The sequence below is a fragment of the Alteromonas australica genome, assembly GCF_000730385.1.
Lineage (GTDB): Bacteria > Pseudomonadota > Gammaproteobacteria > Enterobacterales > Alteromonadaceae > Alteromonas > Alteromonas australica.
Genome location: NZ_CP008849.1, coordinates 466,334 through 484,018, shown reverse-complemented (window position 1 = coordinate 484,018; position 17,685 = coordinate 466,334). Strand labels below are relative to the sequence as shown.

The following is a 17,685-nucleotide window of genomic DNA, read 5'->3' as shown; positions in this document are numbered from 1 at the left end:
AGACTAACGTCAGAGTCCATACACACTAGGTGCTTTGCATCCTACACTAGCAAGTCGCCACGGTCTCTCCTAGTGTAGACTTATTTGGTCAAGGTGAAAAACGAAAAAAGCCCTGCAATTGCAGGGCTTAAACTTGGTGATGAAGGCATTATTATTGTATTTTAATTTGCCTCTCGGACTTTCTTACGAACGACCGCCAGTGAAATCAGGATAAGCTTCCAATCCACATTCACTCATATCTACGCCGTCGAATTCTTCTTCTTCGCTTACACGGATACCCATGATTGCTTTAAGCGCTAACCAAACAACCAAGCTGGTTACAAATACCCATACGAAGATGGTCACTGCACCTAAAAGCTGACCGGTAATGCTTGAACCATCGTTAGTGAAAGGCACTAGGATTAGACCTAAAAGACCTACCACACCGTGAACAGAGATAGCGCCTACTGGATCATCAATCTTAAGCTTATCAAGGGTTACAATGCTTAGTACAACAAGGATACCACCTAGGCCACCGAATAAAGTTGCTTCAAGGGGGGTTGGTGTTGAAGGCTCAGCAGTAATAGCAACTAGACCTGCAAGTGCGCCGTTTAATGCCATTGTTAGGTCGGCTTTACCGAACATGATACGTGCGACGATAAGCGCTGCGATAGTACCGCCAGCTGCAGCTGCGTTTGTATTCATAAATACGATAGCCACTGAGTTTGCGCTTTCTACAGTAGCCGTAGCAAGTACAGAACCACCGTTGAAGCCAAACCAACCCATCCAAAGAATGAATGTACCTAGTGTAGCTAGAGGTAAGTTTGCACCGGGGATTGCGTTAACTTTACCGTCAGCAGTGTACTTACCTTTACGAGCACCAAGTACAAGTACGCCAGCCAATGCAGCCGCTGCGCCTGCCATGTGCACGATACCTGAACCCGCGAAGTCAGAGAAACCTTCGTCGCCAAGCGTGTACATGCCGAAGACCGCTTCGCCGCCCCATGTCCAAGCACCTTCCATTGGATAGATAAGGCCTGTCATTACCACTGCAAAAGCAAGGAATGCCCATAGCTTCATACGTTCAGCGACAGCACCTGATACAATTGACATTGCCGTTGCAACGAACACAACTTGGAAGAAGAAGTCAGCAGATGGCGCATAGGTTGCTGCGTCTTCAGCAACACCAGTCGCACCGTCGCCCATGATGCCGTCTAGGAAGATACCGCCGCCGTACATGATGTCATAACCGCAAATCATATACATTGTGCAAGCAATAGCAAAAAGTGACACGTTTTTAGTTAGAATTTCTGTGGTATTTTTCGCTCGAACCAAACCGGCTTCTAGCATTGCAAAACCTGCAGCCATCCACATGACTAGTGCACCGCAGATTAAGAAGTAAAAGGTATCTAGCGCATACCCAAGTTCAAAAGTGATTTCCATTATGGTTTTCTCCGCAAATATATCGTAGTGGCTTACAGCGCGTCGCTATCCGACTCACCAGTTCGAATACGAACAGCGTGTTCAAGGTCGTAAACAAACACCTTGCCGTCCCCAATCTTGCCTGTTTTGGCTGCGCCAACGATGGCTTCAACCAGGCGTTCTACTTGATCATCCTGAACTGCAATTTCCAGTTTAACCTTAGGTAGAAAATCCACCTGATATTCCGCCCCGCGGTAAAGTTCAGTGTGTCCTTTTTGACGTCCGAAACCTTTCACTTCGGTAACGGTTAACCCGTCAATTCCGATTTCTGAAATGGCTTCACGAACATCATCTAGCTTGAAAGGCTTGATGATAGCTGTGACTAGTTTCATGAGTTGCTCCCAGTATGTAATGGTTATATGGCACATAGTGTGTCTTATGGGATTGTTAAACCAAGAGATGTGCCACAAATTCTTATCTATAAAAAACAACCACTTAGGCAAAACGGTAAACAAAAACGCAACATTTAATGCACTATTTCTGTGCAACCGCATTGCGCTGCCCACAATTGGAGCAATATGAGGTAGATAAACTAATTAATACGATAAATATAGGACGGAACTTTTGTATGTATAGTGCGGTCTGTATCTGTTGATGACAGCGATAACCCATTTTATCCAAGATACACCGGCACATATTTACGTTCCTAAGCGCAAGCCTTGGGGACGCGCCCTTGTTGTGTCTGGCTTATTGCACGCGATGGTGGTGCTGGTGATAATATTGGCTCACCCGCATATCATTGAAACTCGAGAAACCGTTTTAAAACCAACAATAAAAGCCCAGCTATACTTCCCGTTAGTCAAGGCGCCCACAAAGGTGGAACCACCCGCTCCCACCATTGAAGATGCGCCGGAAATGCCGCCCGTAAGCGCGCGCCATACACCAGTAACGCCAAACAAAACGGCAGACACGTTACCAGCCCACATCGAGGATGAAAGCGCACCAGCTTCACAAGAGAAGGCTGCTGAGCCACCGGAAACTTTGCCCCTAAATGAAGCAAAAAAGCCGGTATCTACTGATACAATGACACAAAATGCAGAGCAGCCCTCCAAACCCTCAGTAAGCGCCCAAAATCAACGAGCGGGCAAGTTAAACCTGTCACCTCGGGTGGGTGCACTTGATTATTTATCTAGTCAGCACGAACAAGCGATTGAAGAAGAAAGTCGTCGAGCAGCAAAAGAATTTAGAGAAAAAAAGAATAGCCCAGATATCGTGGACACGCGGAAAGGCAAAGAAGATAGAAGTTATCATGAACGCCCTAAAAAACGAATTAACTGCTCTTCAACGATGAATAAGTCCTTTGCTATCGTTGCGACGTGGACTGGGGGTACACTTGAATGTACCAATACCGGCGAACACGACAAGTTTATTGAAGCCCGTATCAATAAAGAGAAAGTTAACTAAATTTATAATGACGAATTCAAATAGTGACACCCACCGCCCACCGTGACGCGCGCGTTCTTTTGACACTATATATTTCTCTTTAAAACAACAAATCGCATGAACAACGCAGGCAATGCATTACTCATTAGCGCCCCCACCAGAATAAAAGCAATAGCCAGGCCTACCGCGGCAGAAAGGGCGCTCATTCCAAAAACATACAGCGCAATACTGGAAATAACAGGCGTAGCAAAACTTAAGCTTGCTAACAAAGCCTTATTCCCAAATTTCAGCCCTGCATCCCACAAATAAAATGCCCCTCCCACGGGCCCTAAGCCAAGCATGATCGCACTTACCCATGCCTGGTAAGAAAATTGCCAGTGGCTTTCTTCAAGCAATAGGTGAGCAACAAGTGCTAACACCGCCACCGCACCAGAAATCCAGCCAATATCTTCGACATGGCTATTGGTGCGCGACATAAACCAAGAATATCCCGACCAAATAAACGCACATGCCAGGGCAAGGCTGTAGCCTAAAACGAACTCACTTTTAAAGTTAACACCTTCACCGCCAGTGACTAAAATTCCGCAGCCGATAAAACCGAATATGCCGCCAGCAAAGGCGAAATAACGCTGATGGGCATTGGCCACAGCAACACCTAATAAAAGCGGCCATAAGTAACCAATAAGACTGGCCTCAATGGGCGGAGCAAACCGCAATGCCAAAAAGTAGCAAAAATGAAACCCGAATAACCCTCCTATGGCAACAGCCCACTGGCGTGGCGTTAAATGCGGCTTCCGCAAGACCGGCTCTTTTTTAACCAGCCGTTTGATAACCACCAAAGAGCACGAAACGGCAAAACAAACAAACAGTAGTTGGAATGGAGGAATGTCGGCTGAATAGACGCTTAGCACTGCAAGCAATCCCCACATCAAGATTGCAATTATTCCGCAAAATGTTGCCACTTACGCCTCCAACTGGGTTATTCATATAAAATATTCAAAATAAACAGTAAGTGATTTTACACGCACATTCTTTGCAGATTAGCCGAATTTTTTGTTTGGTTAGGCGTCGTTAAACCGACTTTCGATGGTAATACTTTGGCGGCTTCCCAAAATAATGGGTAAACCGGCGGGTGAACGCTGACACATCGTCATAACCCACTTGGGCTGCCACTTCAATAATAGGCGTATCGGTTTGGCTTAATAGTGCCCGCGCTTTTTCCATTCTCAGCTTTATCAAATAACGCCTAAGCCCCATCCCTGTAGCGTCAGTAAATTTCCCTTTAAACTGTGTCACGCCCATACAGGCCGCTTTTGCGAGGTCGTTAACCGTGTGTTTCGCCGCAATGTTTTGATGAACGCGACTTAAAATAGGTGTAATACGCCTATCTAGTTGCTTCCCCGTGGGCTGAGTGGCCAACAGTTGGGTGAATAAGGCTACCATGGAAGACTGCAGATCATCGCTGTAACTGTGGGTTAATTGCACCTCAATATAATTGAGTAACGACTGTAAAGGCGGGGTAATTCGAAATACCGGGCTTGGCGCGGTTTCTATGTTGTGAGGAACTTCAGTTAAATCTGCCACCACAAATCTTGCTGCTTGTTCTGCATTAAACTGATGTAGCATGTTAGGCCCAATGCAAATGCCCTCCCCCACTCCCACATTGCCATTGAATTGCGCCACCTGAATGGCGATATGCCCGTTAAGGGGGAGCACTAATTGATAGAAATTGTGGGAATGCTGTTGCATCGCCTTGGTGTATGAGCGGACAGAGAGTGCAGCTAACATAATTATCCTTCGTAGAGCCAATGACCAAGAGTAGTTACCGTAAATAGACTAGTTTGAATCATAATAACATCGCAAATATAGCAGGTTACCGTTGCCAATTGAGGTATTCGCAACGTATGCTGCATTTTTCAATTTAATAAGGACATACACAGGTGGCAGCTGCAAATTTACTCGCATTGCTTGATGATATCGCAACACTAATGGACGACATCGCCGTTATGTCTAAAGTCGCCGCCAAGAAAACTGCCGGCGTTTTAGGCGATGATCTTGCCCTTAATGCTAACCAAGTCAGTGGCGTGAAAGCGGATCGAGAGCTTCCGGTTGTATGGGCCGTCGCCAAAGGCTCTTTGCTCAATAAGGTTATTTTGGTGCCAGCCGCATTGTTGATCAGTGCGTTTGTGCCAGCGCTAATTACGGTGTTACTGATTATTGGTGGCCTTTACCTGTGTTTTGAAGGCGCTGAAAAGCTGCTTCATAAATACCTGCCTCATGAAGACGAAACCCACAGTAGAGAAGAAAGACTCGCAGCAATTAGTCACAGTGAAACCGATATGGTGGCGTTCGAAAAAGATAAGATAAAGGGCGCTATTCGCACCGATTTCATCTTGTCAGCCGAAATCATTGTCATCGCGTTAGGCAGTGTTAGTACCGCTAGCTTTACAACACAAGTTGGCGTGTTAGTCGCACTTAGCATTGCAATTACATTGGGCGTTTACGGTATTGTCGCCGCTATTGTGAAAATGGATGATGTGGGCTTGTATTTACTGAGAAAGTCGCTAACTGGCTCTATGAATACTACCCAGCGTTTCTTCGGTCGCGGTCTACTTATTGCGGCACCGTTATTGATGAAAACCCTAGCTATAGTGGGCACCATTGCCATGTTTTTAGTCGGTGGTGGAATCCTCACTCATAACATTGAGTTTGTGCATCATAGTGCAATAGTTGCCAGCAACTTAATTCCTCAGATTGAGCCTGTAGCAGCGATTATTGTTGATGGCATTGTCGGGTTCGTTGCAGGTAGTATTCTCACCGTTACGGTTACGCTAATCACTAAATTGAAACAGTAAGCGCACGAATACATAGCGAGGCGTAGCCAGCACCGCCTCGCTTTTTACTCAGTATTTTTACACCCTATGTTTGGCTTCTGACTCCCCTCAGGTGCTCCCACCAATTGCCCTCCAAAACCGCATTAGCGTTATTGACCACTTCAGTTGTGAATATCACCAATTTTTAGTAATCAATAAACACGTCATGGCAGGCACCTTGTTCTCCATAAAAATATAACTCAATAAATTCAGATGCTTATAAAAACAATCAAGAATGGCACGCCCCTCGCTATAGCTAAGGTACCAAGTACAAAAATAACGAATATCTTCATTATTCATGTTTAAACCATTTGTACTTAGACCACGACTTAACTAATAACTGCAATGCAGTACTGAAGATATGCAGTTTGTAGCGTTTAATTAAAGGAGCTAACTATGTTTACGAATTTCACAAACCGCACTGCTATTTCAATGACTGCATTAACCTTGCTAGCCACGAGCGCGTTCGGCGCGCAAGCCAATGAGCCAGAAAACGAGCTGGGCCGATACACAGACTACCTTGTAAGCTCGGCGGTCGCCCAAGTGAAGCAAGAAATATCGTTGGATATTACCCACGAGGTCCTCACGGCGAGCCATATTTTCGAGCCAACCATTGAAGAAGACAATTCATTAATGGCCGACATCACTATCACGCCAATGACGCAAGATAGTGTGACCAAAAAAGACGATGTTTGAGAGGCTACCATGTTAACGACAAGTGCTTTGTTCATGCTCGTATTAGGCCCGGTATTCGCCTTTGCCATTAGTGCGCTGATATTTTCTACCGCACGGTATGTTTTGAATCAGACTTAAACTTAGATGTAAGCCTACTCCCTGGGCGTTTTTCCAGCGAGGCACTAGAAAGCTCCCTACTAGGTGTTTTCTAGTGCTCAGCTGGCTTTTTTATTCTCCAAACCAACGTTCCCACCAGCTCTTTTTATCGCCTTTTTCCTGCTCTTGTTTACTGCGAACAGGTTTGCCCGCGCAATCTTGTTGCGGCGGAGGAAGCACATCAAGTATGGCTGGCACACTTAAGCTTCCCGCACAGCCTGCCACCACCACAGCGCCAGTCTTCGCATCAAAATGCGCAATGCCAAGCCCTTCGGGAAAACGCCTAGATAAGGATTTAGGCGCTTGGGATTTCATATAGTTAACGAACACAGGTAATGCACCTGATGCACCGGTTAATCCCACAGGTTGGTTGTCGTCATTCCCCACCCATACAGTCACCACATTGTTGCGATCGAACCCGCTAAACCAACTATCACGATAATCGTCAGTTGTGCCTGTTTTACCCGCCATATTTGTGGTGCCAAAGGTGGCGCCAACACGTTTCGCTGTACCCTGCGTGGTGACTTTATAGAGCGCGTAATTCAACAAATAAGTGGCAGCTTCATCGGTACGTTGTGAGAAGAATTCTGCCTTTTGCCATAATAAGCCATTGTCTGCCGTTACCACCGCTGACACTGTGTGCAGTGGGATGTAGCGCCCCCCATTTGATAAGGTTTGATACATTTGGTTAGTATTAAAAGGCGTAAGCTCAAAAGCGCCTAACGTGAGCGATGGCACTTGTTCAATAGCTGCCCCTACCCCTAACTTTTCTAGCGTATTCACTACCGCATCTAAACCCACCTGCATGCCTAAGTTAACAGTAGGGATATTGAGAGATTCCGTGAGTCCTTGTAGCAAAGACACTTGGCCTCTGAACGTTTTGTCATAGTTTTGTGGTGACCAGGTTTTCCCCCCTTTGCTTTCCAAGGTAATAGGTTCATCAGCTAAAGGCGTGGCCAAGTTAAACTCGGTAGGATCCTCGAGCGCGGTCAAATAGACCGCAGGTTTCACCAAGGAGCCTATGGGTCTTTTGGCGTCAAGTGCACGGTTAAAGCCTTTAAATGACACGTCTTTACCCCCCACAATCGCGCGGACTTCACCCTTTGCACTGTCAGTGACTATCATCGCGCCTTCTAATGGCACGGTTCGATTTTTTTGCAGCGCATTTAACGTGCTTGAAAGTGCTTTTTCTGCTCTGCGCTGCGCCACAATATCAAGGGTTGTAAAAACCTTTACCCCTGAATCACGTAAGCTCGGTTCGGCTAATATTTCATTTAATTCACGCCTTACCTGCTCCATGAATGCGGGGTGTTTACCGCTGGCTAAACTGGCACCCGATGCTAACCCTAAAGGCATAGATACATACCGTTCATACTGAGAGCGATCAATTTCGTTTTCGTCAAACAACATGCGTAAGACTAAATCTCTACGTTCTTTAACGCGCTCGGGGTAACGCCTTGGGTTGTAATAGGATGGGCCTTTGATCATAGCGACCAAGGTGGCAATCTCAGGTACACTTAATTCATTGGCGGGGCGGTCAAAATAGAAATAGCTGGCAAGGCCGAATCCGTGCACGGCCATATCGCCATTTTGCCCTAAAAACACTTCATTTAAGTAGGCTTCCAATATTTCCGATTTACTGTAACGCGCATCAATAATTACCGCCATAATGGCTTCTTTTGCTTTGCGTACGATAGAGCGTTCGCGGGTTAAGAACATGTTCTTAACCAATTGTTGGGTAAGCGTACTTCCCCCCTGAACGGTTCGCCCTGCCGCTATATTTGCCATTAATGCACGAAGAATAGATAAGGGCGCTACCCCGTGGTGATTATAAAAATTTCTATCTTCAACTAGTGTCAGTGCCTTTGGTAGCATGTCAGGCGTGGTATCTATACTCACTAGCATGCGGTCTTCGTGGCTACCGCTCACCATGCGAGTCACAAGCCAAGGTTCTAATTTCACTGAGCCGAAAGCGCGTCCCTGACTAACATCTTGTATCTCTTTAATTCTGCTACCTTGCCAACTGATCACTAAATGTCGCTGTGGCTCAGCGCCTTCTGGGAAGTGAAACGCCCGTCGCTGAACGGTTAAAACACCATTTCGGTAACTGTATTCACCACTACTGTCTGCATCAGTCACCTTTCGATAACCGAGTAAAGATAGCTCATCGAGGACTTCTTGAACGGTGATTTCTTCCCCTTTGCTAAGTCGTAATGGGCGGGCAAAAATCTGCGCGGGCACTTCCCACTTGTTGCCCGAAAATTCGTGCTTTATTTGCGCATCAAGATAAAAGGCATAAGCACCTAGCACCACTAAACCAACGAAGAAAAGTCGCCAGAATAATTTAAATAAGAAAGAAGACTTCTTTTTGGGATTACTTTGCTTTTTTGCCACGGGAGACGCCACTTAGATGATGAGTATTGATTCTTGCAGTCACCAGCGCTTTTGCGCCAACGATGCACCTTTCGTTTGCGAACCCTATCACTGCTATAGACAAGCAACAACAAGAATAATTCTTCGCCCTTTGATAAATCGATAATGAGGATTATGCCGTAGCAAGAATAGCTTTATCAACAAATGGGGTAAGTTTATGTCTTCTCAATCCGTTCCACATAGTATTGCCAATATGGAAGGGCTACAGTCATCAATTGTTCGCGGCGAGGCTGACCGCGTGGTGGAATTGCTTGGTAGCCAAAAACTCGATGAACTGCAAAAAAGCTACTTGCTGGAACTTGCCGAACTCAATGGTAATGCCGAGGTCATAAAGGTTATTAAGCAAGCCCCAACCAAATAATAGGCTGACAATTTTACTCGCGTTAGCCAGTCAGTATGCGATAGCATGTAGTCGGACAATACAGGAATTATACTATGGGTTTTATGAGTAGAGGCACGCAGTGGGTTGCCGCTTTATCGTTGCTAAGTGCATGTCATGTATCAGCATCGGACACCTTTTCCGTATGTACGGCAGAATTGGCTGAACAAGCACTAGAACAGGGCGTGAGCCAAACCACCGTCGACGCTATCTTCCCCAAACTTGAGTATCAAGCCAGAGTCATTGAACTTGACCGTTCTCAACCTGAATTTGTGCAAACGTTTCCGGGCTATTTTAGTAAACGCGTCACCGATTGGCGCACCACTAAGGGCCAAGAGATGTTAGCAAAGCATGAAAAATTACTCGATGCACTAAATGATAAGTACGGAATTCCTCCCCATTATTTACTGGCCTTTTGGGGGCTAGAAACGAATTTTGGCGGATATAAAGGTAAAATGTCAGTGCTCGATTCGTTGGCAACCTTGGCCTGTGACCCACGCAGAAGCACCTACTTTACGCAGGAGCTTTTGGTGGCAGTTAAGCTATTAGAGCGCGAATCGTTAACCAAAGACGAAATGGTAGGTTCGTGGGCTGGCGCCATGGGGCATACCCAATTTATGCCTTCTGCCTACACCCATTATGCCGTTGATGGTGACAACGACGGGCAGATTAATCTGTGGAACAGTGAAGAAGACGCGTTAACCTCGGCGGCAAACTTTCTCAAAAGCTTGGGTTGGAAACCGGGTTTCCGCTGGGGCCGTGAAATTACATTACCAGAGGGCTTCAACTTTCAGCTCTCCGGCTATAAAAATCGGCGTAGCCTCAGTGAGTGGCATGAACTAGGTGTGACGAAAGCCGATGGCAGCCCCCTAGGTGAAGACGACACGACCGCCTATGTGATTGTACCGGCAGGGCACGCTGGCCCGGCGTTTATTGCCTATCCTAATTTTCGCGTGATCATGCGGTGGAATAATTCTGAGTTCTACGCTATTGCCGTGGGCGTATTGGCCGACAGAATTGCCGGCGCACCGGGCATTAAAGCCACCCTGCCAGATTTGCCCGCGTATAGCAGAACAGACATTATTGCCTTACAACGCAAATTAAACCAACTGGGTTACGATGTGGGTAAGCCTGATGGCATTATTGGCCCCGCCACTCGCGAAGGCATTCGCAATTATCAAATTGCAAATAAGATGATTGCTGATGGATTCCCTGGCTTAGATGTTATGGCTGCATTAAAGGTCACGCCAAGCCAAAACGCCAGTTAAACACATTAGTTTAAATACTTAGCCGCTAAGCCTGATTACTTGCACGCGTAACTTCGTGTAAGCCTAATTACTTTGCGGCTTGTCTATCCATTGCCTTTTTCGTTTTAGTGGTGGGTATGGCGTTGGCAGGGTCATCCGGCCAAAAATGTTTTGGATATCGCCCTTTCATTTCTTTTTGCACTTCTTTATAACTGCCCTGCCAAAAACCCACAATGTCTTTCGTGGTTTGCAGTGGCCTGCCCGCAGGTGACAATAATTCATAGGTAATTTTCACCTTGCCATCGGCAACCACATAAGGGCTAGATAGCCCGTATAGCTCCTGCATTTTGACGGATAGCACCACATCCCCATTTTCGCGGTAATCTAAGTTTGCTTTGCGCCCCGTGGGAATAACTACGCTGTCAGGCAAGCTTTGGCTAAGGGCATCTTGCTGAGGCCAGCTTAACGCACTGGTTAATATTTTGCTCCATCCCAGCCCATGTAACGACTGTAAGTTCTTGCAGGTGCCCAGAGACTGTGCCAATTGCTCTCGTGCCTGAGTAAGTAATTCGCTTAAGGATGTAGGCCACGGGTCAGGCGTATCGTAGGCTTGAGGCTGCGGCAAATTTAGCTGTGCCGCCAGCTTCACTCTATACCACCAGCGCCAATTGGCCTGTGATAAAGGCCATTGCTTCAACGGCAATGCATCTAAGTAACGCAACCATGCCGAGGCGGTTTCCTGTAAGTAAAACTGGGGGTCATCCGCTCTTTCACTTTTCGATAAGGGCGACGAGGCTAATTCTATGGCATAAAAAGAGGTCACCTTCCTTGCTTCCATCACCTGGGACTCTTTATTAAATTGCACCTTGGGCGATGAGGTAAATTGATTAGGGTAAAGCGCTTTTAGGTGCGCCTCTGCAATGGGCTGCGCCAATCGAATTTTTACGCTGTTACCGATATGCTGCCCTTGCAATACCGCTATCCATTGCGGCGGGTTAACAAGGCTTATATCGGCGCCTTTCCCCCCCGCTAATTTATACGAGGCAGACGTTTTAAACGCCACCTGCCTGGGAAAGGCTATGGCAATACACAGCCCCAACGCCTCATCATCTAACGCGCTTAAGTCTAATGCCTGCTCACTGAGCCCCACGGATTGCGCATAGCGTTTGGCTTGTTTGGTGATGTCGTTGCGCTGAGCGGGCGTGAGGTGCAACAACGCATCGCTAATCAACACATGTTCACTTTGAAGCTGCGCTTGGGCTAATGCCACGATAAAAGGCGCGGCAGTTTTTATTGCGCGTTTTTGTGCATCGCTGAATTGTGCTACAGCACTGATATTTTGTTTTGTGAACAGCAATAAATGGGCTAGCTGGGGGTGGCAAGGTATCTGCGCTAGCACTCGTCCATAAGCCGTTAAATCCCCTTTTTCATTCACTGCGCCAATTTCCTCTAGCGCCTTTATGGCAATGGCACTTTGCGCCTTTGAAGGCTGAGTTAGCATGGCGAGGTTTGAAAAATGGGTACCCCAATTCAGCGTTTCTAATAATAACGGCGCTACGTCTTCACGTAAAATTTGCGGCGCACTATGCTCGGCAAAGCGCTCAAAGCTTTCCTTTGCACTTAACCTGTAGCACACCCCTTCACTTACACGTCCAGCGCGGCCGGTTCTTTGAATGGCAGAGGCTTTTGAAATACGTGTTTGGGTTAACTGGGTTAAACCGCTGCTGGGGTGAAATTCTGCCGAATTCTCCCATAAGCTGTCTATCACTACCTTTACACCTTCAATGGTTAAGCTGGTTTCGGCAATATTGGTAGCCAGAATCACTTTACGCAGTCCTTCAGGGTCGGGAGCAATAGCCGCTTGTTGGGCTTGTTTACCCATGGCGCCGTAAAGGGTATGAATAATATAGTCGTTTTGCTGCTGATGCGCCGATAAGCGAGACGCGACGGCGTGTATAGCACCGGCACCGGCCAGAAACACCAAGATATCCCCCTGATGATTTGTCACAGCGTTCATAATGACTTCAACACAATGAGGGATCACCTCGTGCGCCAACACGTCTTTGGTGTAGTTCACCGTGACTGGAAAACTGCGGCCTTCGCTAGCCAATTGTGCAGTAGGAACTGGGCTATGCTGGGCAAGCAGCGACGCAATAGGCGCGGTGTCTAATGTGGCAGACATAATCATTAAACGTAAGTCGTCACGCAATCCGGCTTGCACTTCTAACGCTAAGGCTAAACCAAAGTCGCTGTGAATACTGCGTTCGTGAAATTCATCGAAAATAATCACCGCCACCCCATCAAGCTCAGGGTCGCTTTGGATCATGCGAGATAAAATCCCTTCGGTAATAATTTCCAGTCGGGTACTGGCCGACACCTTATTTTCCCCCCGTATGCGATAACCAACGGTGTCACCCACTTGTTCACCTAATACACCAGCCATGTATTGCGCCAAGTTACGCACCACCACACGCCGTGGCTGCATCAGTAAAATTTTGCCTTTGATGTGGGTATTTAATAAGGATAAGGGCAGCACCGTGGATTTACCCGCCCCCGGCGGCGCACCAATAATCATATTCTGATTAACAATGGCTTGCAGAAGGGGCTCAACCAAGGAAAACGCGGGTAAATGAGATAAGGGTTGCAACATACTTACAGCACAATAAGAAAATCTGTCATGCTATTGTACCTTAAGTCGATAACAGGGCCACGAGTAAAGTACTCTGGCCCCTTTTTTTGATCTCTTTTTGCTTAAGCCAGTGGCTAGCAAGACACGAGAATAGAACTATCTCTGCAATAAGTGCCTTCATCTTTGGGCGTTATGCAGATTTCGTAAGTAAGGCGCACCGCGCAACTGCTTCCTAGCCCTCCCGTGCCAGGGTAGCTAGAATCTGGCGGAATGCCGTCACCGACATCACTGCCACCACCCGTTGTGATCACTTCTGCGCTCCCCATTTCAGTTAGGTTCTTTATCAAGCACTCTGACAAAGCTGCTGCCCTAAAGTCTGTTGTACTACCATTGGTAAAAAACTCACCAAGATCGAAACCATCCATGCGAGAGCCACCTAACCGAAGGATAGTCGCTAAATTTAAATCTGATTCCCCGTTAATGACCGATCTACCTTCTAACCTGACCTCAAAAACTAACTTATTATCACCTAGTGTTTGGCTTGGGTAACTAACGGTGGCATAAACCTTTTCGTTCGAGTGGCTCCAAGTTACAGATATAACACTAGAGTCCTGAACAAATTGAAAACCTAGACTGGTAAAATCAGTTTCTTCAATAAAATCTGCCCAGCTTTTGTTGCCGAGTTCTTGTGTTATGTAATGCCTTATTTCTCGTTTTACTGACTCTCCTGCCGCCGAGCTCTTAAAATAATTAGATGGATGGGCATCACAGGTATCGAGAGACGATGTTGTCGTTGACGTTGCCACGCCCTTATTACTAGCCTGAACCGCTGAAGGTGCCCCCACAAGCGTAGAGACGTTCGATGTGTTATGGGAAAGCGAGGTATTGGCCGCCAATGCGTAAAAGTCATTATGAATTTCATACAAGCGCTGTAATAATTCTATTTCAACAAGGCTTAATGGTTGCTCTTGCGCCTCTATTTGCAGGGTATCACCGTGATTATTTTGATTGGTCGCAGTCACTTTAAATTTGTAAGAGCGATGGGTAGAAGGGTTTGCAACAATAACGTCTTTAGGCGCCGCTTGGCACGAATTGCTAGCCTCAGAAGCGAAAGTGCCACTTCCTCCGTTGCCTTGCCATCCACAATCGGGCAATAGGTAATCTTGCTTAGCCAACGCAACGGCGTCATCGTAATCACACCACTCGCATACTTTCGTTTCAACATAGTTGTCGTCTGCAACAGCATTGCTTCCGACAAAAAGCGTACTAAAAAGCGCACTTATAAGCACCAATGCCAATATTGGCCCTTTGTTACCATTATTGTTATTTTTCCTTTTCTCTCTCATCATCATAAATCCCTTATAAAGCAAACAAAATTATCAAGTCCACAGCCACTACCCTACATGTGCTGTTCAAAAAACGTAGCACATCGTTTTTTTTTGTAAAACGTTTTTCCTTGATGCCATTTTGACGCTATTTTTTTTGTTATCACGACACCCTTGTAGCTGTTTATTTGTTCTCTGTTTCCTTACGCGCTTTTATGCCAAAATAATACACTCTTCGAACGTATAGGGAGCCAGTTTATGCGCTGTTTTCTCGGGTTAGATTTAGCGGTAAGTGAAAAACTCGCGCTGGACAGCTGGCGGCAACAAGCTTTACCAGAAATAACATCTAGAATGTCCTGCTATCACGGGGACAGGAAGCTCGGAAACGGAAAACTCGCAGGCAAAAAGGGCAAACAAAAAACGGGAAGCCGAGAATTTACCAATACAGCACCTTATGCGGTAGACCCAGCGAATTATCATATTACTCTGTGCTTTTTAGGGCAAATTACCCCAAGGCAGCACGAAGCATTAATGAATGAGTTGGATAACCTAGCACATTCACCGTTTTCTGTTGACCTTGATAGCAGTGGCATTTGGAATGGCCCCAAAATTTTATTTGCCGCGCCATCGTCGCCTCCCAATGAACTCATGCAGCTTGCTCGCAGTGCTAGAAAAGCGGCACGTCGTGCAGCGATAGAGGTGGACAGTCGCGAATACAAACCTCATGTGACTGTAGTACGTAAAGCCACTACGGCACTGCCCATGCCTTTGTACGCGCCCCATGTTGATGTGCAGGCCTCGGCGTTTCACTTGTTTGAGTCAGTGTCTACCCCACAAGGTGTGCGTTACCCCATCCGACAAAGTTGGCCATTGAAGCATGCCATGACCGTGCGCGAAAAGTTACGTAGGGGCATCACCGACGAATAAATTCGAAGCAGGGCGTAATCCACTAAAAAGCCACGCTATTAGATATAGCAAAGCGAACTACGGGATTACCGTATTTTTACGCTAAAGCCCTTTACTTAGCGGGCGGGGATGGGTAAAAAGGGTGCCTGTTTTTTGAACCTGCTCATATTCATGCAACAAACCTATAGATTAGTTATCGACTGCCCAGATCAAGTGGGCTTGGTCGCCAGTGTTTCTCAGTTTTTAGCTAGCCACAATGCCAGTATTGTGGAAGCAAGCCACCACACCGATTTACAAACTGGTCGCTTTTTTATGCGCCATGAAATAGGCGCTGATTCACTGAAGCTAGACCATGAAAGCTTTGTAGAAGCCTTTACGCCACTGGCCAGCGAATACCAGATGAACTGGAAGTTTACCGCGTCCTCGAAAAAGCAGCGAGTTGCTCTTCTCGCTAGCCTTGAATCCCACTGTTTAGTTGATTTATTACATCGCTGGCACACGGGCGAGCTACACTGCGATATTCCAGTGATTATTGGTAACCACCCGCAAATGAAGCAATTTGCTGATTGGTACAAAGTGCCTTTCCATTGGGTCGACTTTAAAGCGTTAGGTAAAGACGCCGCCTTCGCGCAAATTTCTACCTTGTTAGATGAGTACAAGATTGATCTCACCGTACTTGCTCGCTTTATGCAAATTTTGCCAGACTCGCTATGCCAGCAACTTGCCGGCAAAGCGATTAATATTCACCACAGTTTCTTACCCAGTTTTGCGGGTGCTAAGCCGTATCAACAAGCCTATGACCGCGGCGTGAAGTTAATAGGTGCCACCTGTCACTATGTCACCAAAGATTTAGATGAAGGCCCTATTATTGAGCAAAGTGTAAAACGTATTAGCCACAGCGACAGTGCTGCCGATATGGTTCGCAAAGGTAAAGATTGTGAAGTGACAGCCCTCGCCCATGGCGTTCGTTACCACTTAGAAGATCGCGTGATTATTCATCGCAATAAAACCGTCGTGTTTGCCTAACGTAAAAACGGGCACAGGCTTGCTGAATGATTTAAGCGATAAATTAGCTTAAATAAAAACCCGAAGGTAACCTTTCCCTTCGGGTTTTCTTTTTTGTCTTGGGATTGCCTTTAAGCCGTGGCCGCTACATTGCTTTGTATTTTGGCAAAGGTGTCCTCACCTAAAAGTTCGTGCAGCCGTGCTTTAACTACACTGGTTTTATGTGGGTATTGAAAGTCAAAGCCCTGACCGTTGTTATCCAATATGACCCCTAAATAGTGATGTGAAAAATTAAGGGCATAGATAGCGTCGATGTTCACCTGCAAAGGCTTTTTTTGAACGCCGTGAAGATAATGAAACACTAGCGTGTCCCCATCCTTCTCAATGAGGGCATCAATGGGGTATTTTTTGCTAAATCCTCGACTTCTCATGTAAGAAATAAAGCCAAATAAAATGCCAACACTCGCGATGGCTGTGGCCGTCGACAACTCGTCACTGGTGGCCATATTGGCGAAGAAAAGAATCAATAGCAGTGTCGGCACAGCAATAAATAAGGCTTTATCAAATTTGCTTTTACGCATTAGCGTTCCCTGTGGTTTGATTATCGATCCCTTAGTTGACTCTCAATACACCACAAAAGGGCTTTTCAAACAACGTTTTATTACAAAACGCTATACATGGCTTACCTGCATAGCACGTCTAAGTTTTACGTAATACCATAGGTTAGAGGCAGCAAATAACGCTTCGGTTATTGCTAAGCCCCAAGTTTGGGTAATCAAGCCATAAACAGTAAAATTAAACGACCCCACGATCATACATACACGCAAGCCCGCTTCTTTACAGTGAAGTTCCCCAAAACGATAGGCCATAAACGTAAACGCTGGCATGGTTTCAAGCAAAGAGGTCTTCCCTGTAAAGTGATTCACAGTTAACACTAAGCACATCATTAAGATAAGCGTCACGTAGGTGGCGACGCGGGAAAGCAGCTTTTGAGTAATGAGTCGGTAACTTGTACTTAGTCCTGCTACGGTAACCACGATGGCGCCTCCCCATGCTTGCTCGAACATCAGTAACGATGCCACGGCTAAACACAGCGCCAAATTGAGGAACAATAATTTACGTTCGGTATTCGACCAAAAAGAGGCTAAAGCACAAAAAACCGGAAAGGCGTTGAGTAAAAATTCAAACATGAAACTTCACTTAATAATAAGAA

Annotated in this window: 16 protein-coding genes; 7 read left to right on the top strand and 9 right to left on the bottom strand. The window is 46.3% G+C overall.

The genetic code is table 11. The features are described 5' to 3' along the window. Window positions 1-183: 183 nt before the first annotated feature. Both EP13_RS02070 and glnK read right to left on the bottom strand, forming a co-directional pair. Complete coding sequence (locus EP13_RS02070; protein WP_044055752.1) at window positions 184-1,422, bottom strand: ammonium transporter; 1,239 nt, start codon at window positions 1,420-1,422, stop codon at window positions 184-186. Window positions 1,423-1,454: 32 nt separating this feature from the next. After that, a complete protein-coding gene (gene glnK / locus EP13_RS02065) occupies window positions 1,455-1,793 on the bottom strand; it encodes a P-II family nitrogen regulator (RefSeq protein ID WP_012516988.1) in 339 nt (112 codons plus the stop codon). A gap of 262 nt (window positions 1,794-2,055) precedes the next feature. On the opposite strand from glnK, the gene EP13_RS02060 reads away from it, so the two are divergent. Beyond that, window positions 2,056-2,865 carry a hypothetical protein gene (locus EP13_RS02060; protein WP_044055751.1) on the top strand — a complete coding sequence of 270 codons (810 nt, stop codon included), beginning with the start codon at window positions 2,056-2,058 and terminating at the stop codon, window positions 2,863-2,865. A 65-nt stretch (window positions 2,866-2,930) separates the two neighbouring features. Here EP13_RS02060 and EP13_RS02055 read toward each other — a convergent pair whose 3' ends face one another. Further along, on the bottom strand, window positions 2,931-3,806 hold the full coding sequence (locus tag EP13_RS02055; RefSeq protein WP_044055750.1) for a DMT family transporter: 876 nt from the start codon (window positions 3,804-3,806) through the stop codon (window positions 2,931-2,933). Window positions 3,807-3,915: 109 nt separating this feature from the next. Beyond that, window positions 3,916-4,632, bottom strand: coding sequence for an AraC family transcriptional regulator (locus tag EP13_RS02050; protein ID WP_044055749.1), 717 nt, complete (start codon window positions 4,630-4,632; stop codon window positions 3,916-3,918). 152 nt (window positions 4,633-4,784) lie between these two features. On the opposite strand from EP13_RS02050, the gene EP13_RS02045 reads away from it, so the two are divergent. Then, window positions 4,785-5,699 (top strand): DUF808 domain-containing protein, encoded by a 915-nt coding sequence (locus EP13_RS02045; RefSeq protein WP_044055748.1) that lies wholly within the window; start codon window positions 4,785-4,787, stop codon window positions 5,697-5,699. 414 nt (window positions 5,700-6,113) lie between these two features. Then, window positions 6,114-6,413 carry a hypothetical protein gene (locus EP13_RS02040; protein WP_044446035.1) on the top strand — a complete coding sequence of 100 codons (300 nt, stop codon included), beginning with the start codon at window positions 6,114-6,116 and terminating at the stop codon, window positions 6,411-6,413. Window positions 6,414-6,620: 207 nt separating this feature from the next. Here the strand turns inward: EP13_RS02040 and mrcB are convergent, their stop codons facing one another. Next, window positions 6,621-8,942: a penicillin-binding protein 1B gene (gene mrcB, locus EP13_RS02035; RefSeq protein WP_081869549.1), complete on the bottom strand. Its 2,322-nt coding sequence runs from the start codon at window positions 8,940-8,942 to the stop codon at window positions 6,621-6,623. 196 nt (window positions 8,943-9,138) lie between these two features. Here mrcB and EP13_RS02030 point away from each other — a divergent pair, with 196 nt between their 5' ends. Next, window positions 9,139-9,342 (top strand): hypothetical protein, encoded by a 204-nt coding sequence (locus tag EP13_RS02030; protein ID WP_044055745.1) that lies wholly within the window; start codon window positions 9,139-9,141, stop codon window positions 9,340-9,342. 74 nt (window positions 9,343-9,416) lie between these two features. Continuing rightward, a complete protein-coding gene (locus tag EP13_RS02025; protein WP_044055744.1) occupies window positions 9,417-10,628 on the top strand; it encodes a lytic murein transglycosylase in 1,212 nt (403 codons plus the stop codon). A 67-nt stretch (window positions 10,629-10,695) separates the two neighbouring features. On the opposite strand, the gene hrpB is transcribed toward EP13_RS02025, so the two are convergent. Continuing rightward, on the bottom strand, window positions 10,696-13,257 hold the full coding sequence (hrpB, locus tag EP13_RS02020) for an ATP-dependent helicase HrpB (RefSeq protein ID WP_044055743.1): 2,562 nt from the start codon (window positions 13,255-13,257) through the stop codon (window positions 10,696-10,698). A gap of 113 nt (window positions 13,258-13,370) precedes the next feature. Next, a complete protein-coding gene (locus tag EP13_RS02015; RefSeq protein WP_156026717.1) occupies window positions 13,371-14,588 on the bottom strand; it encodes a hypothetical protein in 1,218 nt (405 codons plus the stop codon). Between the two features lie 231 nt (window positions 14,589-14,819). On the opposite strand from EP13_RS02015, the gene thpR reads away from it, so the two are divergent. Beyond that, entirely contained in the window at window positions 14,820-15,488 is a 669-nt protein-coding gene (gene thpR, locus EP13_RS02010) for an RNA 2',3'-cyclic phosphodiesterase (protein WP_044055740.1), read from the top strand. A 150-nt stretch (window positions 15,489-15,638) separates the two neighbouring features. Continuing rightward, window positions 15,639-16,493, top strand: a complete 855-nt coding sequence (gene purU, locus EP13_RS02005) for a formyltetrahydrofolate deformylase (protein WP_044058673.1) — start codon at window positions 15,639-15,641, stop codon at window positions 16,491-16,493. Between the two features lie 110 nt (window positions 16,494-16,603). Here purU and EP13_RS02000 read toward each other — a convergent pair whose 3' ends face one another. Beyond that, complete coding sequence (locus EP13_RS02000; RefSeq protein ID WP_044055739.1) at window positions 16,604-17,053, bottom strand: hypothetical protein; 450 nt, start codon at window positions 17,051-17,053, stop codon at window positions 16,604-16,606. A gap of 90 nt (window positions 17,054-17,143) precedes the next feature. Continuing rightward, complete coding sequence (locus EP13_RS01995) at window positions 17,144-17,662, bottom strand: YgjV family protein (RefSeq protein WP_044055738.1); 519 nt, start codon at window positions 17,660-17,662, stop codon at window positions 17,144-17,146. Window positions 17,663-17,685 lie beyond the last annotated feature (23 nt).